Annotated in this window: 17 protein-coding genes; 11 read left to right on the top strand and 6 right to left on the bottom strand. The window is 58.1% G+C overall.

Annotated features, from left to right (window positions below; all coding sequences use genetic code 11):
* Positions 1-51: 51 nt before the first annotated feature.
* Genes ACNYC6_RS00885 through ACNYC6_RS00900 form a run of 4 tightly spaced genes read right to left on the bottom strand, consistent with a single transcriptional unit; the run spans position 52 to position 6,141 of the window.
* On the bottom strand, positions 52-1,233 hold the full coding sequence (locus ACNYC6_RS00885; protein ID WP_419710647.1) for a hybrid sensor histidine kinase/response regulator: 1,182 nt from the start codon (positions 1,231-1,233) through the stop codon (positions 52-54).
* Positions 1,227-1,820 (bottom strand): chemotaxis protein CheB, encoded by a 594-nt coding sequence (locus ACNYC6_RS00890; protein ID WP_419710648.1) that lies wholly within the window; start codon positions 1,818-1,820, stop codon positions 1,227-1,229. Before ACNYC6_RS00890 ends, ACNYC6_RS00885 begins: the two co-directional genes overlap by 7 nt.
* Positions 1,817-2,650: a CheR family methyltransferase gene (locus tag ACNYC6_RS00895; protein ID WP_419710649.1), complete on the bottom strand. Its 834-nt coding sequence runs from the start codon at positions 2,648-2,650 to the stop codon at positions 1,817-1,819. Before ACNYC6_RS00895 ends, ACNYC6_RS00890 begins: the two co-directional genes overlap by 4 nt.
* Positions 2,650-6,141, bottom strand: coding sequence for a response regulator (locus ACNYC6_RS00900; protein WP_419710650.1), 3,492 nt, complete (start codon positions 6,139-6,141; stop codon positions 2,650-2,652). The genes ACNYC6_RS00895 and ACNYC6_RS00900 overlap by 1 nt, the downstream gene beginning before the upstream one ends.
* A gap of 248 nt (positions 6,142-6,389) precedes the next feature.
* On the opposite strand from ACNYC6_RS00900, the gene ACNYC6_RS00905 reads away from it, so the two are divergent.
* The 11 genes from ACNYC6_RS00905 to ACNYC6_RS00955 all read left to right on the top strand — a co-directional run bounded on the left by ACNYC6_RS00905 (position 6,390) and on the right by ACNYC6_RS00955 (position 19,017).
* The gene (locus tag ACNYC6_RS00905; RefSeq protein ID WP_419710651.1) at positions 6,390-6,755 is read left to right on the top strand and encodes a response regulator; all 366 of its coding nucleotides are present in this window, start codon (positions 6,390-6,392) and stop codon (positions 6,753-6,755) included.
* 68 nt (positions 6,756-6,823) lie between these two features.
* Positions 6,824-8,119 carry a glycosyltransferase gene (locus ACNYC6_RS00910; RefSeq protein WP_419710652.1) on the top strand — a complete coding sequence of 432 codons (1,296 nt, stop codon included), beginning with the start codon at positions 6,824-6,826 and terminating at the stop codon, positions 8,117-8,119.
* Between the two features lie 669 nt (positions 8,120-8,788).
* Complete coding sequence (locus ACNYC6_RS00915) at positions 8,789-9,694, top strand: AraC family transcriptional regulator (protein ID WP_419710653.1); 906 nt, start codon at positions 8,789-8,791, stop codon at positions 9,692-9,694.
* Positions 9,695-10,035: 341 nt separating this feature from the next.
* Positions 10,036-11,346 (top strand): ABC transporter substrate-binding protein, encoded by a 1,311-nt coding sequence (locus tag ACNYC6_RS00920; protein ID WP_419710654.1) that lies wholly within the window; start codon positions 10,036-10,038, stop codon positions 11,344-11,346.
* Between the two features lie 178 nt (positions 11,347-11,524).
* Positions 11,525-12,424, top strand: coding sequence for a carbohydrate ABC transporter permease (locus tag ACNYC6_RS00925; protein ID WP_419713049.1), 900 nt, complete (start codon positions 11,525-11,527; stop codon positions 12,422-12,424).
* 8 nt (positions 12,425-12,432) lie between these two features.
* Entirely contained in the window at positions 12,433-13,263 is an 831-nt protein-coding gene (locus tag ACNYC6_RS00930; RefSeq protein WP_419710655.1) for a carbohydrate ABC transporter permease, read from the top strand.
* Between the two features lie 132 nt (positions 13,264-13,395).
* Positions 13,396-14,499 carry an ABC transporter ATP-binding protein gene (locus ACNYC6_RS00935; RefSeq protein ID WP_419710656.1) on the top strand — a complete coding sequence of 368 codons (1,104 nt, stop codon included), beginning with the start codon at positions 13,396-13,398 and terminating at the stop codon, positions 14,497-14,499.
* A gap of 16 nt (positions 14,500-14,515) precedes the next feature.
* The gene (locus ACNYC6_RS00940; RefSeq protein ID WP_419710657.1) at positions 14,516-15,988 is read left to right on the top strand and encodes a mannitol dehydrogenase family protein; all 1,473 of its coding nucleotides are present in this window, start codon (positions 14,516-14,518) and stop codon (positions 15,986-15,988) included.
* A gap of 65 nt (positions 15,989-16,053) precedes the next feature.
* Positions 16,054-17,550, top strand: coding sequence for a xylulokinase (xylB, locus tag ACNYC6_RS00945; RefSeq protein ID WP_419710658.1), 1,497 nt, complete (start codon positions 16,054-16,056; stop codon positions 17,548-17,550).
* Positions 17,551-17,563: 13 nt separating this feature from the next.
* Entirely contained in the window at positions 17,564-18,508 is a 945-nt protein-coding gene (locus ACNYC6_RS00950) for a carbohydrate kinase family protein (RefSeq protein ID WP_419710659.1), read from the top strand.
* Positions 18,509-18,747: 239 nt separating this feature from the next.
* On the top strand, positions 18,748-19,017 hold the full coding sequence (locus ACNYC6_RS00955) for a DUF2790 domain-containing protein (RefSeq protein ID WP_419710660.1): 270 nt from the start codon (positions 18,748-18,750) through the stop codon (positions 19,015-19,017).
* Between the two features lie 72 nt (positions 19,018-19,089).
* On the opposite strand, the gene ACNYC6_RS00960 is transcribed toward ACNYC6_RS00955, so the two are convergent.
* Both ACNYC6_RS00960 and ilvA read right to left on the bottom strand, forming a co-directional pair.
* On the bottom strand, positions 19,090-19,362 hold the full coding sequence (locus ACNYC6_RS00960; protein ID WP_150700498.1) for a DUF1652 domain-containing protein: 273 nt from the start codon (positions 19,360-19,362) through the stop codon (positions 19,090-19,092).
* Positions 19,363-19,584: 222 nt separating this feature from the next.
* Positions 19,585-20,598, bottom strand: coding sequence for a threonine ammonia-lyase, biosynthetic (gene ilvA, locus ACNYC6_RS00965; protein WP_419710661.1), 1,014 nt, complete (start codon positions 20,596-20,598; stop codon positions 19,585-19,587).
* Positions 20,599-20,871: the final 273 nt, after the last annotated feature.

Here is a 20,871-nt window from a genome sequence, read left to right on the forward strand (position 1 = left end):
GCTGATACGACCGTGGGGTCGATCAGAGGTTGCGTTTATCGGGCTGTTTTCCTACAGCGGCAGACAAACGCGAAACAGGGCGCCTTCGCCAATCCGGCTGTCGACGGTAATGGTACCGCCATGGGCGGTGACAATCTGTTCGGAAATAAACAATCCCAGGCCCAGCCCGGCGACGGCGTGTTTGGCCGTTACCCGCTCGAACTGCTGGAAAATCCGTTGCTGGTTTTCTTCGCTGATGCCGATTCCGAAATCCCGGACCTCGACCCGCGCCTCGCCGTTTTCACTGTACACCTTCACGGTGATCGGGCTCTTGGCACCGTAACGCAACGCGTTGGTCAGCAGGTTGGAAATCACCTGTTCAATGCGGAATTCATCCCAGTTGCCGATTACCGGTTGCTCGGCGTCGAGGGAAACGGAGGCATCGGCGGCCTCGATCTGTTGGGCAAAATTCTGTAACAAACCATGAACCAGCGTCGACAGATCGAATAACGTCGGCCGGATCGACAGCTTGCCGGTGCGAATGCGCGATACGTCGAGCATGTCTTCGATCAAGCGGATCAGACTTTTGATCTGCCGTTCGTCGCGGTCGACCATGGCGTGCATTTTGTCGAGGCTAAACGCGGCGGCGTTATCCCGCGCCAGGTGCATCTTGCGCAATTGGGTTTCGAGAATCAGGCCATTGAGCGGTGTGCGCACTTCGTGGGCGACGATGGACATGAAGTCATCGCGCATGCGCACGGCCTGCTGCAGTTCAAGCTGGGTGTTCTGCAATTGCTTGAGCAGCGCTTCCTGCTCGCGGCGGCTCTGCTCCAGGGCTTCGACCTGCTGCTTCATCGCCTTGCTCTGTCGGTACAACTCGACGAACACATTGACCTTGCTCTTGACCGCATGGATATCCAGCGGCTTGTGCAGGAAATCCACGGCACCGCTTTCATAGCCCTTGAACGCATAGTTGAGCTCGCGGCCGGCGGCGCTGACGAACACGATCGGGATGTTTTTGGTTTTCTCCGTGCCACGCATCAACTCGGCGAGTTCGAAGCCATTCATGCCAGGCATCTGCACATCGAGAATGGCCATGGCGAATTCATGTTGCAGCAACAGGGACAAGGCTTCGTCAGCCGATTGCGCCTTGAACACGATGCGGTCTTCGCGCTTGATCAGCGCTTCAAGTGCCAACAGATTCTCCGGCAGATCGTCGACGATCAGCAGTTTGGCCGGGATATTACTTAGCATGCGATTCGTTCCAACTCGACAAGCAGACGGCCGATGCCGCGGATAGGAAGAATGTGATCAGGCTGATGAGCATCCAGCGCCGCTTGGGGCATGGTTGCCACCTGGGCTTCCTGCGGGTCTTGCACAATGGTCAAGCCGCCGCGCTGTTGCACCAGCGCCAGCCCATTCGCACCGTCGCGGTTGGCGCCGGTCAGCAACACCGCCGCCAGGCTTGAGCCGTAGGCATCAGCGGCGGACTCAAACAGGTAGTCGATGGCCGGCCGCGAATGGTGCAGGCGATCTTCCAGACTCAAGGAAAAACTGCGGTCCTGCTCCACCGACAGGTGATAACCCGGCGCTGCAAAATACAGGGTGCCGGCCACGACCGGTGTTTTGTCACCGGCTTCCAGTACCGGCAGCGACACACGTCGGGCGAAGACTTCAGCCAAGTGGCTGCGGCGCTCATCGGGCAGGTGCAACACAACGATGATCGGCAACACAAAACCTTCGCGCAGCGGGCTGAGGATATTGAGCAGCGCCTCGACCCCGCCGGCCGATGCACCGATCACGATTGCTTCTATGGAAGGCAAAGCAGTTGCACCGTTCATGTTTTGCGATAGATCCGTTCGTGTTTGACCAGCGCTTCGAACTGGTTGCCGTAGGCCGAAAAATCCGGGGTTTCCTTACTGCCCAACACCAGGAAACCACGATGGCACAGCGACTCGTGAAACAAGCCGAAGGCACGATCCTGAAGTTTTTTATTAAAATAAATCAATACATTACGACACGATATTAATTGAGTCTCTGAAAACACGCTGTCGGTTGCCAAGCTGTGATCGGCAAAGGTCACGTTCTCGCACAACGACTTGTCGAAAATCGCATAACCGTAAGCTGCCGTGTAGTAGTCGGCGAACGAACGCTGGCCACCTGCCTGCTGGTAATTAGCAGTGTAGGCGCGGACATTCTCCATCGAGAAAATCCCTTGCTTGGCTTTCTCCAGCGAGCGCGGATTGATGTCGGTGGCATAGATGATAGTGCGATCGAGCAGGCCTTCCTCGCGCAGCAGGATGGCCATCGAATAGACCTCCTCACCGGTGCTGCAACCGGCGATCCAGATCTTGATCGACGGATACGTCTTGAGCAGCGGCACTACTTCCCGGCGGATGGCCAGGAAGTGCGAGGGGTCGCGGAACATTTCACTCACCGGAATCGTCAGCAGTTGCAGCAGCTGCATGAACGCCGTCGGGTCATGCAGGACTTTTTCCTGCAAAGCCGAAATGGTGTTGCATTCGAACTGGCTGAGCGCATGCGTAACCCGGCGCTTGATCGATGCGCCGGAATAATCGCGAAAATCGTAGCTGTACTTGAGATAGATGGCTTCGATCAACAACCGCAATTCGATCTCGTAGTTTCGCTCGACTGAATAATTGCGCTCCACTAAATACGTTCCATCTTCGGTAACCACACACGAATCAACGAAAACAAACGATCCAGGTCGATGGGCTTGGCCAGGTAATCATTGGCGCCAGCCTGCAGGCAGCGCTCCTGATCGTCCTTCATGGCCTTGGCCGTCACCGCAATGATCGGCAGCTTGCGCCAGCGCGGGTCCTTGCGGATCTCGATGGTGGCTTCGAAACCATCCATCTCCGGCATCATCACGTCCATCAACACCAGATCGATGTCTTCGACTTCATTCAATCGATCAATCGCTTCACGACCGTTCCGGCCGATGACCACGATTGCACCCTTCTGCTCCAGCGCACTGGTCAGGGCGAAGATGTTGCGCACATCGTCGTCCACCAGCAGCACTTTGCGGCCCTCGAAGACCTTGTCGCGGCTGCGGGCGGTCTTGAGCATCTTCTGCCGTTCATGGGACAACCGTGATTCGACTTTGTGCAGAAAAAGTGTCACCTCATCCAGCAAACGCTCGGGCGAACGGGCACCCTTGATGATGATCGAGCGTGAATATTTGCGCAGTTCGGCTTCTTCATCGCGGGTCAGGTTGCGTCCGGTGTAGACGATGACCGGCGGGAACGAGCAGATCTCTTCGGTGGACATGCGCTTGAGCAGGTCGTTGCCGAGCATGTCCGGCAGCTTCAGATCAATGATCATGCAATCGAAGATCGTGGTGCGCAGCAGGTCCAGCGCCTCTTGGGCTAAACCGACAGCGGTGATTTCGATGTCATCGTCGCCGATCAACCGGGAAATGCTGTCGCGCTGCAAATCGTCGTCTTCCACCAGCAGTACGCGCTTGACCTTCTGGGTCAATTTGGCTTCCAGCCGCGCAAATACATCCTTGAGCTCTTCACGGGTGGTGGGCTTGACCGCATAACCGATGGCGCCCATGTGCATTGCCGCTTCGACCCGGTCCTCGACCGAAATCACATGCACCGGGATGTGCCGGGTTTCGGCGTGTTCCTTCAGGCGTTGCAGCACGGTCAACCCGGAATGATCCGGCAGTCGCATGTCCAGCAGGATGGCGTCAGGAATGAACTGCCGGGCCAAGTCATAGCCTTCATCGGCACCGTGGGCCACCAGGCATTGGTAACCCAACTCGTGGGCCAGGTCATAAAGGATATGCGCGAAGTTGGGCTCGTCTTCGACCACCAGGATGCAGCGTGTGCCGAACGGTGCCTTGGCGCGGTCATCGTTGAAACGCGGGATATCGACTTCGGCGATCAACGGTTTCAATAGAGGTGCAACAGCGCTCGGCGTAGTCACTACCGGTTGCGCCCGAAGCGGCTCAATTGGGCTTTCGCCCGGCTCTACATACTGTTGCGGCAACACCAGGGTAAACACACTGCCCTGCCCCGGCACGCTGGACACACTGATGGAGCCGCCGAGCAACGCCGCAAGGTCACGGGAAATCGACAAGCCCAACCCCGTGCCGCCGTAACGGCGATTGGTGGTGCCATCGGCCTGGCGGAAGGCTTCGAAAATGCTTTCCTGTTGATCACCGGCAATGCCGATGCCGGAATCGCGGACGATGAAGGCAATGCCGTCGTTCGGTGCAGTGGCAACGCTCAGGCTGACTTTTCCTTGCTCGGTAAACTTCACCGCGTTGGACAGCAGGTTCTTGATCACCTGCTCCAGACGCTGGCGATCAGTGAACATCATCGCCGGCGAACCGTCCTGCAACTCGATCTGGAAATCCAGTTGTTTGTCTTCTGCCAATGGCTGGAACATCCCGCGCAAACCGTCGACCAGACGTGCGACGCTGGTGTTCTCCGGACGGATTTCCAGCTTGCCGGCCTCGACCTTGGAAATGTCGAGAATGTCGTTGATCAGGTTGAGCAGGTCATTGCCGGCGGAGTAGATCGACTCGGCGAACTTGACCTGTTCGGCGCTGAGGTTTTCCTGGGGGTTCTCGGCGAGCAACTTGGCCAGGATCAACGAACTGTTCAGCGGTGTGCGCAGTTCGTGGGACATGTTGGCGAGGAATTCGGACTTGTACTTGCTGGAGCGCTGCAACTCCTCGGCGCGCTCCTCAAGTTGAGTCTGCGCCTGATTGAGCTCGGTGTTCTTCAAGTCCATGGCGTCGCGTTGTTCGGCCAGCACCTCGGCCTGTTCGGCCAATTGCTCGTTGGTCTGTTCGAGCTCGACCTGTTGGGTTTCCAGGTGCGCCTGGGACTCCTTGAGAATCCGCGACTGCTCTTCCAGCTCTTCGTTGGCGGTCTTGAGTTCTTCCTGCTGGACCTGCAACTCTTCGTTGAGCTGCTGGGTTTCGGCCAGCACTTCCTGCAAGCGCTGGCGATAGCGCGCCGCTTCGATGGACGTGCCGATGTTGCCGGCAATCAGTTCAAGCAGTTCGACGTCGCGGTCGTTCAGTGGACGCAGGAAACCCAGTTCGATAACGCCATTGACCCGGTCATCGTCGCTGGTCGGTACCACCAGCACACTGGCCGGCAAACCTTCGCCGAGACCGGAACTGACCTTGAAGTAATCGCTCGGGACAGCGTCCAGACGAATCAGCCGCGCCTGCTGCGCGACCTGGCCGACAATGCCTTCCTCGCTATAGATATGTTGTTCGCTGGCTTCCTGTTCACGGGAGAATCCGTAAGACGCAACACGACGCAGGCCGCCGTGCTCTTCCCGAACATAAATTGCCGCGACGGCGATGCCGAGGTACTGCGCGCAGAATTGAAGAATATTGCGCCCGAGCAAATTCAACGACAACTGCCCCAGCACCTGCCCGGCCAGTTCAGTCTGGCCATTGCGTAGCCAGGCCTGGCGCTGCAAGCGTTCGGCGCTGGCTTGTTGCGCGGCGAGGTTGACGCTGTAGCTTTGCGACAGGTTCAGCAAATCGCGGCGGCCGATATACGCCAGCAGCCCGCTGATCGCAGCGATAAACAATAGATAAAGGGTGATGCTCCAGATCGTGGTGCTCCGCACCTCTTCATTACGCGCGGTACGCAGCTGCTGCTCCATGTCGATCACGTCTTCGAACTGCTTGCGGATCTCGTCCGTGAGGCGTTTGCCCCGGCCGGCTTTCACCGCCTCACGGTAATCACCGCTGCTGCGTTGCAAATCGATCATCGATTGCGCGTAATCGCTCCACTCCCCTTGCAAGGCTTCGAGCCGGTGCAGGCGGTCGGTTTGAGCCGGGTTGTCGGCGGTCAGTTCGAGCAAGGTCTTGAGGACAACCTCGATCCTCGGCTTTGCCGTTTCATAGGGTTCCAGAAACTTGTTATCGCCACTGAGCAAGAAACCGCGCATGCCAGTTTCGAGATCAACCGTCAGCTTGACCGCCTCATTGGCATTATTGATCACCCGGTCGGTGTGCTCGACCCACTGAATCGTCGACAGCAAGTACGTGATGAGCGACACGAAGAAAACGGCGCTGACCAGACCGACACCCAGCGGCAGGCCGACGTTGCGGCTCAGGAGTTTACGAAATCGCTGCTCATCAACTGAAGACTCAGAGGTCATGGTCAAGCCTTGTCGAACTGCTGAAAACCAAGGAGTTTGCCCCAAAACTGGCGCATTGATCCAATTTTCTCACGCATTTACGCGCAAAGTCCTACATTCAGCTGCTCCCGTGCCTAAGGAGCAGTTATCCTTCTCTCTATTCTTTTTACAGCGCATTGGGAACTTGTCGGGATCCGCCACTTACTCATGCAAGAGGGCCGGCGATTTCGATCAACCGGCAACCGCCCATCCCTATCGAGACCCCCACTATGTCCAACAACGGCTCCACCATCCTGGTCGTCGAAGATGACTCCATCGTGCGCATGCTGATTGTCGATGTGCTGGAGGAACTGGAGTTCAAGGTGCTGGAGGCTGACGGCAGTGAGCAGGCGCTGGAGATTCTCAAAGACGTCGACCAGCACATTGACCTGATGATGACGGATGTGGGCTTGCCGGGCATGGACGGGCGGGAACTGGCGCTCCAGGCACGGATGCTGCGCCTTGAGTTGCCCATCCTGTTTGCCAGTGGTTACGCCGAAAACATTGACGTGCCCGATGGCATGTTCATGATCGCCAAACCGTTTTCCATCGACCAGTTGCGGGATAAGGTCAAAGCCATCCTCGAAAGATCCTGAAACCCGCTGTGGTTTAATCATCCTCTTTTTGTCCCTCGCCCTTTGCCCGCGTCAAGGAATCCCCGTTCATGAATCACGCCCGCGCAACCAAAGTCCTGGTCATTGGTTACGTCTGGCCCGAGCCCCGCTCCTCCGCGGCCGGTGGCCATATGATGCAAATCCTTGAAACGCTCCTTCAGCAAGGCTGGGACATCACTTTCAGCAGCCCGGCCGGCACCGGTGAACACCGTGCCGACCTGACAACGCTGGGCATTCGCGAAGTGCCTATCGAGCTGAACAACAGCAGTTTCGACACGTTCATCAGCGAACTGGCCCCCGATGTGGTGTTGTTCGATCGTTTCATGATGGAAGAACAATTCGGCTGGCGCGTGGAAAAGCACTGCCCCGATGCGGTAAGGGTGCTCGAAACGTCCGATCTCCAGAGCCTGCGCGACGCTCGGCATCAGCGGCTCAAGGAGCGTCTGAAGGCCAGCGATGATACCGACGACTTCAGCGAATTGTTTGCCCCGGCGTTACCTGAAGAGTTTCAGTTCATGGCTGATACGGACCTGGCCAAACGGGAGATCGCGGCGATCTATCGTTGCGATCTGAACCTGATGATTTCCGAAGTGGAAATCGAATTGCTGGTTGAACAGTTCAAGGTGCCGCGCAACCTGCTGCACTGGTGCCCGCTGATGGTCGATCTACCGACCGATGCGCCCGTACCGTTTGAGGATCGGGCGCACTTCCTGCACATCGGCAACTTCCGGCACGCGCCGAACTGGGATGCGGTGCTCTGGCTGAAAACCACGATCTGGCCGCTGATCCGTGCGCAGTTGCCGGCCGCGCAGCTGCATATCTACGGCGCTTACACGCCGCCCAAGGCCACCGCATTACACAACGCGGCGCAGGGCTTTCATGTGCTGAACTGGGCGGAAGAGGCCCTGCAAGTCATGTCAACGGCGCGAGTGTGTCTGGCGCCATTACGGTTTGGTGCAGGTATCAAGGGCAAAATCGTCGATGCAATGCTCTGTGGCACGCCCAACGTCACAACACCCGTGGGTGCCGAAGCGATGCACGGTGATGAGCCCTGGCCCGGTGCCGTTACGCGTTCGGCGCGGGAGTTCGCCAATGACGCCGTCCAGCTCTACAAGGACAAGACCCAGTGGCTGAATGCCCAGACTCAGGCTCAAGCCTTGTTGAGCAGCCGTTATCAGCAGTCCATCCATGGCCCGGCGCTGATCGAGCGACTGCTAGATTGCCAACGGAATCTGGGCAATGTCCGGCGGGATAACTTTACCGGCAGCATGTTGCGTCATCATCAACACAAAAGTACCCAGTACATGGCGCAATGGATTGAGGCAAAAAACCGCAATCCATTGTGAGTTATCGAATCATCCAACCCTTAAATTCGAGCAAGCGCAAAGCCACTAACCTCACCGGCTAAAACATCTCTTGCTTCACCTTCCATCTTGGCGTGTCGCGTATATAAAACTATAAACACCCCTGGCACTTCAAACCAAATAACGGCCTCCATCAATTAGGGGGCCATACCCTGCTCTGGACTATGCCTGGTTTCTACCAAAATCGCCCATCGCTGGAGCGGGATAGGCGATACCAGCGTCAATGAACTTGAGACCCACATTGATAGCGTCATGCAGCGGCCACCTACCGGCTCTAACCCGTGGTCGCTTTCCGCCACGAGTTACAGCCTCGCCCTGGGCCCTGTAAACATCAAGGAGCAACTTAATCAATGGTTCGATCCAGGCACGAGACATTGGACTCTAAACTGTAGCGTAGTCAATGCAAATTTTTTCGAAGATAGCCGCCGGGTCATTAACTGCCGAACCGGAAACTTAATAAAGTCGCAACAACGACCTAAATAACTTTCCCCTGTCGATAAGGGTCAACTTTGATCCATGGAGTGGACTTGTTTATAAAAAGGAATTGGCATAACTGACCACGCGCTGTACGACCGCCCGATTTCGCAGGCTGGCGCTACTCACCCCATTGAGGGCATGATCGAAGCGCGATAACAATAAAAGTGCACCGACATGACCCGAAGCGCCAGAGTCACCGACCCTTCCTACGAACTGATGGACGACCACAACGGGTTGTCCATCATCTATCGCCAGCACGGTTTCCCTTGCCCTTTGGTGCGCTGGCATTTTCACAAGGAATACGAACTGCACCTGATCGTCGCCAGCTCCGGCAAGGTGTTCATCGGCGACTACATCGGCAACTTCTACCCCGCAACCCTGTTCCTCACAGGCCCTAACCTGCCCCACAACTGGATCAGCCAGGTGGCCGAGGATGAAGTGGTGCCCAAGCGCGACATGCTGGTCAACTTCACCGACGAGTTGTTCGACAGCGGCTATCAGGTGTTTGCCGAACTCAAGACCCTGGCGCCACTGTTGGAGCGGGCGCAGTACGGCATCGAGTTTCGCTGCAAACACACTATCCGCAAGGCGATGGACCTGATGCAACGCATTGCCGATACCAACGGCATCACCCGGCTCGGGCACTTTTTTATCCTGCTGGAATTGCTCGCCGCATCTGACGATTACCAGTTGCTGTCTGGCGCGACGACGCCGCAATTGGCGGACGAACACAACATCGACCGCACCAACCGCGCGGTGGATTACATCTTTACCCACTACGCCCGCGACTTGACCCTGGAGGAAGTCTCCGAGCACTTGGGCATGAAGCCGACGTACTTCAGCCGTGTGTTCAAGCAGGCCACCGGGCGCAACTTCATCGAGTTCGTCAATCGCTTGCGCATCAGTAAATCCTGCGAGCTCCTGTCCGATGGCGATAAACCGGTGACCGATGTGTGTTTCGAGTCCGGGTTCAACAATATTTCCAACTTCAACCGGCGCTTCCAGCAACTCAAGGGCATGACGCCTTCTCATTATCGGCGGTTGGTGGTGCAGCGGTTGACCGAGCAAAACCTGGGCTGACAGCGAAAATCCCTGTAGCAGCGAGCCTGCTCGCGATGAGGCCGTGTCAGGCGACATTTATCAACCTGATACATCGCCATCGCGAGCAGGCTCGCTCCCCCAGGTACAGCGCCAAACCCTGAAACCTGTACGTATCCGATCTCACCCTCACGCTGAAACCCCCTTGCCTGCGTCTACGCCTTCAAAGCCCAGTGCAAAAAAGTATCGATCAAAGTGCGATGGATGATTTGTCTCGTGCTCGATTGAAGGCTGTAATCAGCACAGATTCTTCCTGCCTTCGGAAGACACAAAAACAATAACTGTCCTTCTGTAACCCGCCGGGTGCAGAAAAGGAGTGCACGATGCAACCTTCTGTAAAAGCTCTGCTTGCCCTCACCTGCATGACCCTCAGCAGCGTCAGCCTCGGCGCCCAGACCCTGACCATCGCCACCGTCAACAACAGCGACATGATCCGCATGCAAAAGCTCTCGAAAACCTTCGAGGCCGAGCATCCGGAGATCAAGCTCAATTGGGTGGTGCTCGAAGAAAACGTCCTGCGTCAGCGCCTGACCACTGACATCGCTACCCAGGGCGGGCAGTTCGACGTGCTGACCATCGGCATGTACGAAGCGGCATTGTGGGGTGCCAAAGGTTGGCTGGAGCCCATGAAGGACTTGCCGGCCAGTTATGCCCTCGACGACGTGTTCCCGTCGGTTCGTGAAGGGCTTTCGGTGAAAGGCACGTTGTACGCCCTGCCGTTCTACGCTGAAAGCTCGATCACCTATTACCGCACCGACCTGTTCAAGGACGCCGGCCTGACCATGCCCGAGCGCCCGACCTGGACGCAGATCAGCGAATTCGCCGGCAAACTCACCCACAAAGACAAGGAACAGTACGGCATCTGCCTGCGCGGCAAGGCCGGTTGGGGCGAGAACATGGCCCTGATCACTACTGTCGCCAACGCTTATGGCGCACGCTGGTTCGATGAAAAGTGGCAACCGGAATTCAATGGTCCCGAGTGGAAAAACGCGCTGAACTTCTACGTCGACACCATGAAGAAATCCGGCCCGCCGGGCGCGTCGAGCAATGGATTCAACGAAAACCTGGCGCTGTTCAACAGCGGCAAATGCGCGATCTGGGTCGATGCCAGCGTCGCCGGTTCGTTCGTCACCGACAAGACCCAGAGCAAGGTCAGCGATTACGTCGGCTTCACTTACGCGCCGCATGAAGTCACCGACAAAGGCTCAGCCTGGTTGTATTCCTGGGCTCTGGCGATCCCGACCAGCTCCAAGGCCAAGGACGCAGCGAAAACCTTCAGCGCCTGGGCCACGTCCAGGGAGTACGGCGAATTGGTCGCCAAAACCGACGGCATCGCCAACGTACCGCCAGGCACCCGGGCCTCGACCTACAGCGATGCGTACATGAGCGCCGCACCGTTTGCCAAGGTCACGCTGGAATCGCTCAAGGCTGCCGATCCGAGTAAGCCAAGCGCCAAACCGGTGCCGTACATCGGCATTCAGTTGGTGACCATTCCCGAGTTTCAGGGCATTGGCACCCAGGTCGGCAAATCCTTCTCCGCAGCGCTGATAGGCCAGACCACAGTTGACCAGGCCCTGGCCGCCGCGCAGCAAACCACTGAACGAGAGATGAAGCGCGCGGGTTATCCCAAGTAACCCGCTGCTCGCTCACGCCTTCGTGTGAGCGAGCCTGCTCGCGATGACGGGCTCCCATTCAACATTGTGGGTGACTGATACACCGCTTTCGCGAGCAGGCTCGCTCCTACAGTGGATCTCCATAGGTCTGTACGACTCGGTTCTGATCACCATGAATACTTCAACTGCCAAAGCTCACATGGAAATCCCTCAACCGCTGCGCAAAAGCCGGTTGACCAATCCCGGCTGGTTTTTGGTCAGCCCTTCAGTGGCTCTGCTGCTGTTGTGGATGATCGTGCCGCTGGGGATGACCGTCTACTTCTCGGCCATACGCTACAACCTGCTCAATCCGGGGGAAAACGAGTTCGTCGGCCTGGAGAACTTCACTTACTTCCTGACCGATTCCGGCTTCCTGCCCGGCGCCACCAACACCCTGCTGCTGGTGGGCAGCGTGCTGCTGATCAGCGTGGTGTTCGGCGTGTTGATCAGCGCCTTGCTGGAGGCCAGTGAGTTTCTCGGTCGCGGCATCGTGCGGGTCATGCTGATCTCGCCGTTCTTCATCATGCCCACGGTCGGCGCGTTGATCTGGAAAAACCTGATATTCCATCCGGTGTCGGGGATTCTCGCCTACGTCTGGAAACTGTTCGGCGCGCAACCGGTGGACTGGCTGGCGCATTACCCGCTGTTGTCGATCATCATCATTGTTTCGTGGCAATGGCTGCCCTTCGCGATCCTGATCCTGATGACCGCCATGCAGTCCCTCGACCAGGAACAGAAAGAAGCCGCACGCCTCGATGGCGCCGGGCCGATTGCGATTTTCTGGCACCTGACCCTGCCGCACCTGGCGCGGCCGATTGCGGTGGTGGTGATGATTGAAACCATCTTCCTGCTCTCGGTGTTCGCCGAAATCTTCACCACCACCAACGGCGGCCCCGGCTATGCCTCGACCAACCTTGCCTACCTGATCTACAACCAGGCACTGGTGCAGTTCGACGTGGGCATGGCGTCCGCAGGCGGTTTGATTGCGGTGGTGATCGCCAACATCGCGGCCATCGTGCTAGTGCGGATGATCGGCAAAAACCTGACAGACAAAGCCTGAGGCCTGCCATGACTCTTCAACAATCCCGTCGCCTGCAAAGCCTGCTGCTCGGTACGTTGGCCTGGGCCATCGCGATCGTGATCTTCTTTCCGATCTTCTGGATGGTGCTGACCAGTTTCAAGACCGAAATCGATGCCTTCGCCACGCCGCCGCAGTTCATTTTTACGCCGACGCTGGAAAACTACCTGCACATCAATGAACGCAGCGATTACTTCAGTTTCGCCTGGAACTCGGTGGTGATTTCCTTCAGCGCCACGGCGCTGTGCCTGCTGATCGCGGTGCCGGCGGCCTACTCCATGGCGTTCTACGAAACCCAGCGCACCAGAGGCACGCTGCTGTGGATGCTCTCCACCAAGATGCTGCCGCCAGTGGGCGTGCTGATGCCGATCTACCTGCTGGCCAAGAGTTTTGGCCTGCTCGACACGCGCATCGCGCTGATCGTCATTTACACGTTAATCAACCTGCCGATCGTGGTCTGGATGATTTACACCTACTTCAAGGACATCCCCAAAGACATCCTCGAAGCCGCTCGCCTCGACGGAGCAACCCTGTGGCAGGAAATGGTCCGGGTACTGCTGCCGATTGCCAAGGGCGGCCTGGCCTCGACGGTCCTGTTGTCGCTGATCCTGTGCTGGAACGAGGCGTTCTGGTCGCTGAACCTGACCTCGTCGAAAGCCGCGCCGCTGACCGCATTGATCGCTTCGTACTCAAGCCCCGAAGGGTTGTTCTGGGCCAAGTTGTCGGCGGTATCGACCCTGGCCTGTGCGCCGATCCTGATCTTCGGCTGGATCAGCCAGAAACAACTGGTGCGCGGCCTGTCGTTCGGCGCCGTGAAATGAACCCCTGTAGGAGCGAGCCTGCTCGCGATGGACGTGAACCATGACGCGTGCTGCCTGAATGAACGCGTCGCCTGCAAATTAATCGCGAGCAAGCTTGCTTCTAAAAAAACAAAAAGTTGGAGGCCCATCATCATGGCCAACCTGAAAATCAAGAATCTGCAAAAAGGCTTCGAAGGCTTTTCCATCATCAAGGGCATCGACCTTGAAGTGAACGACAAGGAATTCGTGGTCTTCGTCGGCCCGTCGGGCTGCGGCAAATCCACATTGCTGCGCTTGATCGCCGGGCTGGAGGAAGTCAGCGGCGGCACCATCGAACTCGATGGCCGTGACATCACCGAAGTCAGCCCGGCCAAGCGCGACCTGGCGATGGTGTTCCAGACTTACGCCCTGTACCCGCACATGAGCGTGCGCAAGAATATGTCGTTCGCCCTCGATCTGGCCGGCGTACCCAAGGCCGAAGTGGAAAAGAAAGTCGGTGAAGCGGCGCGCATCCTTGAGTTGGGGCCGATGCTTGAGCGCAAACCCAAGCAACTCTCCGGTGGTCAGCGCCAGCGCGTGGCGATCGGCCGGGCCATCGTGCGCAACCCGAAAATCTTCCTGTTCGACGAACCGTTGTCCAACCTCGACGCGGCCCTGCGAGTGCAAATGCGCCTGGAGCTGTTGCGCCTGCACAAAGACCTGCAAGCGACGATGATCTACGTGACGCACGATCAGGTCGAAGCCATGACCATGGCCGACAAAGTGGTCGTACTCAATGGCGGCAAGATCGAGCAGGTCGGCTCGCCGCTGGACCTCTATCACCAGCCGGCCAACCTGTTCGTCGCCGGATTCCTCGGCACACCGAAAATGGGCTTCCTCAAAGGCAAGGTCACCCGCGTTGACGACCAGGGTTGCGACGTGCAACTCGACGCCGGCACGCGCATCAGCCTGCCGCTGAGCGGTGCCAACCTGAGCGTCGGTGGCGCGGTGACGCTGGGCATTCGTCCGGAACATCTGGAACTGGCCAAACCGGGCGACTGCACCTTGCAAGTCACCGCCGATGTCAGCGAACGCCTGGGCAGCGACACCTTCTGCCACGTTCGAACCGCTTGCGGTGAAGCCCTGACCCTGCGCGTACGCGGTGACCTGGCGAGCCGTTATGGCGAAACCCTGGGCCTGCACCTTGACGCCGCACACTGCCATTTATTCGATGCCGACGGCGTGGCGCTCACCCGCCCACTGCGCGTTGCCGCCTGATTCCAGAGAGCTTGTGATGAAACTCAATAAACAGAACCTCCACCGCCTCGCCCCCGAGGTGGTCCTGCCCGCCTACGCCCTGAGCGATACGCACCAAGGCATCGCCCACATCGGCGTCGGCGGTTTCCACCGCGCCCATCAGGCGTATTACACCGACGCGCTGATGAACACCGGCGAAGGCCTGGACTGGGCGATTTGTGGTGTCGGCCTGCGCACCGAAGACCGCCGCGCCCGGGATGACCTCAAAGAACAGGATTACCTGTTCACCTTGTTCGAACTCGGTGATACCGACGACACCGAAGTCCGGGTCATCGGCGCCATCCGCGACATGCTGCTGGCCGAGGACGGTGCCCAGTCGCTGATCGACAAACTCACCGATCCGCAGATCCGCATCGTCTCGCTGACCATCACCGAGGGTGGTTACTGCATCGACGACAGCAACGGCGAGTTCATGGCGCACTTGCCGCAGATCCAGCACGATCTGGCCAACCCGGATGCCCCTCAAACCGTGTTCGGTTTTCTCTGCGCGGCACTGGCCAAACGCCGTACGGCGGGCACGCCTGCGTTCACCTTGATGTCTTGCGATAACCTGCCGCACAACGGCGCTGTTACCCGCAAAGCCCTGTTGGCGTTCGCCGCATTGCTCGATGTCGGGTTGCGCGACTGGATCGATGCCAACGTCAGTTTCCCCAATGCCATGGTCGATCGAATCACGCCGATGACCAGCACCGGGCATCGCCTGCAACTGGCGGACAAACATGGCGTCGACGACGCCTGGCCGGTGGTCTGCGAGCCGTTCGTGCAATGGGTGCTGGAAGACAAATTCGTCAACGGTCGCCCGGCCTGGGAAAAGGTCGGCGTGCAGTTCACCGACGACGTCACACCCTACGAAGACATGAAGATCAAGCTGCTCAACGGCAGTCATCTGGCCCTCACGTACCTGGGTTTTTTGAAGGGTTATCGCTTCGTCCACGAAACCATGAACGACCCGTTGTTCGTGCGTTACATGCGCGCCTACATGGACCTGGACGTGACGCCGCAGTTGTCGCCGGTGCCGGGCATTGACCTGGCTGACTACAAGAACACGCTGGTGGAGCGTTTTTCCAATCAGGCAATCGCCGATCAATTGGAGCGTGTGTGTTCGGACGGTTCGTCGAAGTTTCCCAAGTTCACCATTCCGACGATCAACCGCCTGATCGCCGATGGCCGCGAGACCAGGCGTGCGGCGTTGGTGGTGGCGGCATGGGCCTTGTACTTGAAGGGCGTGGACGAGAACGGCGACACCTACTCGATCCCGGATCCACGGGCGGCGTTCTGTCAGGCGTTGGTGGCCGACGATGTATTGATCACCCAGCGGTTGCTGGAGGTTGAAGAGATTTTTGGTACAGCCATTTCCCGCTCGGCGGAGTTTGTCGCGGCGTTCGAGTGGTGCTGCAATAGTTTGCGGGATGTGGGGGTGACGCGGACGCTGGAGCGGGTGCTGGTGTAAGCCATGCGGTGAGTCTGTCCGAGATGGGCTTAACACTGATCGACCTGATATACCAAGGATCCACCATGGCAAACCAACAATTATTCCTCGGCATCGACTGCGGCACCCAAGGCACCAAAGCCATCATCCTCGATGCGGTCAGCGGTGAAGTGCTGGGACTGGGCGCGGCCGCCCACACGCTGATCAGTGGCGCCAATGGTCGCCGCGAGCAGGACACCACTCAGTGGCTGGAGGCCTTCGCCATCGCTACCCGCCGTGCGTTGCTGGCCGCCGACGTCGATGGCCAGTCCATCCTCGGCATCGGCGTTTCCGGCCAGCAGCATGGCCTGGTGTTGCTCGATGATGAGGGACAGGTCCTGCGCCCGGCCAAACTCTGGTGCGACACCGAAACCACCGCAGAGAACGATCGACTGCTCGAACACCTGGGTGGCGAGAAAGGTTCGCTGGAGCGTCTCGGCGTGGTCATTGCACCGGGCTATACCGTCTCCAAATTGCTGTGGACCAAGGAGCAGCATCCAGCGGTATTTGCCCGAATCGCCCGCATCCTGCTGCCCCACGACTACCTGAACGTCTGGATGACCGGCCGCAGTTGCAGCGAATACGGTGATGCTTCGGGAACGGGTTATTTCAACGTGCGCACCCGCCAGTGGGACTTGCAGCTGCTTCGCGACATCGATCCGAGCGGGCGCCTGCAAGCCGCATTGCCGGAGCTGATCGATGCTCACGCAGCGGTCAGCACGATTCTGCCGAGCATTGCCGAACAGTTGGGGATCAATCCGAAGGCGCTGGTCTCCAGCGGCGGTGGCGACAACATGATGGGCGCCATCGGCACCGGCAATATCCGACCTGGAGCGATCACCATGAGTCTGGGGTCGTCCGGCACGGTGTACGCCTATGCCGCTCAACCGACCGTCAGCCCGGACGCTGCGGTCGCCACCTTCTGTTCCTCCAGTGGCGGCTGGTTGCCGCTGATCTGCACCATGAACCTGACCAATGCCACCGGCGTCATCCGCGAATTGTTCGACCTGGATATCGAGTGCTTCAACGCGCTCGTATCCCAGGCGCCCATCGGTGCCGAAGGCGTCTGCATGCTGCCGTTTCTCAACGGTGAACGCGTCCCCGCCCTGCCCCATGCCACCGGCAGTGTGTTGGGCCTGACCATGACCAACCTAACCCAGGCCAATCTGTGCCGCGCGGTGGTCGAAGGCACCACCTTCGGTTTGCGTTACGGGCTGGACCTGCTGCGACAAAATGGCTTACAAAGCCGCAGCATCTGCCTGATCGGCGGCGGTTCGAAAAGCCCGGTGTGGCGGCAGATTGTCGCGGACATCATGAACACGCCGGTGATCTGCACCGAACAAAGCGAAGCTGCAGCCCTTGGGGCGGCGATTCAGGCGGCGTGGTGCAAGTCCTGGGCAAACGGGCATGAGGACAGTCTGGCGGATTTGTGCGAGCGCTGCGTGAAGCTCGATCTGGCCAGTGAAACCTTGCCGATTACAGAAAACGTACTGGCCTCCCAGCAGGCCTACGAACGCTATCAACAGCATGTCGCAACCCTTTAGAGAGCGAACAATTATGTATCTGGTGTGTGGCGAAGCGCTGTTCGATTTCTTCAGTGAAAATGACGCCAGCGGGCTGGCTTCAAAGGTGAATTTCAAGGCAATTGCCGGCGGTTCGCCGTTTAACGTCGCGGTAGGTTTGCGCCGGTTAGGCGTGGACGCGGCACTCTTTGCCGGGTTGTCTACCGACTACTTGGGCCGGCGTTTGCTGCAAGTGCTGCAGGATGAAGGCGTGCGCACGGATTATCTGCTGGATTTCGCCGCGCCCACTACGCTGGCGATGGTCGCGGTCGGCGCCAATGGCTCGCCGCACTACAGTTTCCGTGGCGAAGACTGTGCTGATCGGCAATTGAAAACGGAGCATCTGCCGGAACTTGCGCCTGAGGTGCGCGGTTTGCACATCGGTTCGTTTTCGCTGGTGGTGCAACCGATTGCCGACACCTTGCTGACGTTGGTGCGCCGGGAAAGCGGCAAACGCCTGATCAGCCTCGATCCGAACGTGCGGCTCAATCCTGAACCGAATATCGAGCTTTGGCGTTCACGGATTGCCACGCTGGTCGAGCACGCAGACCTGATCAAGGTCAGCGATGAGGATTTTAGCCTGTTGTACCCCGAGCAGGATCCGGCCCGGGTGATTGCAGGCTGGTTGCAGCACCGTTGTCAGTTGGTATTCCTGACCCGTGGTGGCGAAGGTGCGACGGTGTTCAGCAGGGCTCACGGTTTCTGGTCGGTGCCGGCCTGTGCGGTGAAGATCGCTGATACGGTGGGCGCTGGCGATACTTTTCAGGCGGCATTGATTGCCTGGTTGACCGAGCAGAAACTGGATTCCGTTGAAGGCTTGCGTGAGCTGAGCCGTGAGCAGATCGAAGCGATGATGCGGTTTGCGGTTCAGGCAGCGGCGTTGACTTGCAGCAAGACAGGGCCGGATTTGCCTTATCGGAATCAGTTGGATCTTCGCTGAGTTCAATGGCCTCATCGCGAGCAGGCTCGCTCCTACAGTTGGAATACATACCTCTGCAGGAGCCTTCGTCCGCCGAACGGTAGTGGCAAAGCGACAGGTGGCGTTCAGGTGGGTTAACCAATGCTTAATCGTGCAGTCCAACACTAACTGGACCGCACGCCCTCAGAGCTCTCTGACGCCCAGTGCGGCAGGTTCGACAACACGTCGAGCTGACTTTAGCCTGCACTGGAGATTGCCCCATGAACACGCGCGTATTGCTCGTTTCCTCCGCTCTTGTCTGTGCCTCATTTACAGGATTTGCCCAGGCCGACACCACCTCGGCTCAACCTGTGCCTTCGTATCACTACGGCATGCCATTGCATGTGGGCAAGGTGATTGCCTTGACCGAGCCCACCACCATGGACTGCGAAGTGATCACGGCAACGATGAAATACATCGATACGCAGTCGGGCCAACCCGCAGAACTCGCTTATCGAAAACTGTCTGACGCTTGCAGTTATCAGAACTGACATCGAACTGGCTCCGGGCCTGGCTTCATTCCAGGCCCGGAGCCTGTCGACGGCACTATTACCTTCCGCAGCTTAAAGTGCTTTGCCGACCACTTGGCGCTGTTCAACGGCGACGTGGTGAAGTGCAAGGTCGGTGCGCAATTCTGCAATCAGTTCATTGATTTCTCGACAGCCATTTAGACGCTGGGCATCTATGCCCGTCTTCAATAGATCAATCTGATCGGTTTCGCCGTCTGCATACACTTTTACGGTCATCGAGAGATCCGGCGACAGTGTGCATTGACAACGCTTGGGCAAAAAACTGCTTTCAATGATATTGCGAAGTTCCAAGGCAGAAAGAAACATGGCGACCCTCTCCTTTTTGTGAGACTGCCAATCAACTATCGACGCTGGCTCATGTGAAATCCCGGTCAGCTTAAGAACAGATACAGCATAAAACATGCCCGGCAATGCGCCCGGTTGCTCATCGGTAAATCAAGGATTTATGTAACAGCTCATTAACACCGGTCATGCAATTTGCAGGAAAGACCGCTGGCGGCTTTGCAATTTGCACAGACCACTATTACCTCATGCCAAGGCATCACCCAGCGCGGCACGCTCGGCGACATACCGCAAGCTGTCAAAATTGATGTTGGCGCCGGAGTCTATTGCCACCAGTGTCCGCCCCCGCACGCCGCTGCGTGTCACGTATTTCTTGATGCCGGCTACGGCAAGGGCACCGGAAGGCTCGGTGATTGATCGGGTGTCGTCGTAGATATTCTTGATTGAAGCGCAGAGTTCATCATTGTTCACCGTCAGCACTTCATCGACGCAAAACCTGCACACTTCAAAGCCGTAAGAACCGATCTGCGCCACCGCCACGCCATCGGCAAAGCTGCCCACGGCGGGCAGGACCACACGCTCATTGGCTTGCAGCGCTGCTTGCAGGCAGGCCGAATGCTCTGACTCCACGCCGATGATACGAACTTCGGGGCGCAGGTATTTGACGTACGCGGCAATGCCGGCGATCAATCCACCACCGCCCACAGGCACAAAGATCGCGTCCAACGCCCCTTGATGTTGACTAAGGATTTCCATGGCAACGGTGCCCTGCCCGGCGATCACGTCCGGATCGTCGAAGGGCGAAACAAACGTCTTGCCAGTTTGCTCTGCCAACTCCAGCGCATAGGCCAGGGCAAATGGAAAACTCTCGCCATGCAGCACCGCCTCGGCACCACGACTGCGCACGCCCAGCACTTTCAATTCCGGTGTGGTGGCAGGCATGACAATCGTCGCATCGATGCCTAACTCCCGCGCGGCCAATGCCACACCCTGTGCATGATTGCCAGCCGAGGCGGTGATCACCCCACGCGCCCTTTGCGTAGCGTCCAGGTTCACCAGTTTGTTGTAGGCGCCACGGACCTTGAAAGAAAAGGTTGGTTGCAGATCTTCGCGCTTGAGCAGGATCTGGTTGCCCAGGGATGCCGACAATGCGTGTGCCGGTTGCAGCGGTGTACGAATGGCCAGTTCATAGACCGGCGCAGCGAGGATTTTTTTGACGTAATGCTCAAGCAGGGTTTGCTGGGCGGGCGTACTGGTCATGATCGTCTCCTGACATTGATCAGAGCCCCGAGACAGATAATAAAAACCCGCCTCCAGGGCGGGTTGGGTGCTGCAGTCGTGAGCTAGCCCGCCAAATGAGGAATGGCGGTAATAATGCTTGGCTGGCAGCGCGATACGGTAAAACTCATGGCTGGAAATTAGCCGGGCGCGCGAGGCAAGTCAATGGCAAGTTCAGTATTGCCTCTGTAGGCTGGTCATCCTGCCCATCGTCCCAAGGAAGGAACCCATGAAGCCTGTCGCCCTGCCCCTGAT

It is taken from the genome of Pseudomonas sp. NFX224 (assembly GCF_048565165.1).
GTDB lineage: Bacteria > Pseudomonadota > Gammaproteobacteria > Pseudomonadales > Pseudomonadaceae > Aquipseudomonas.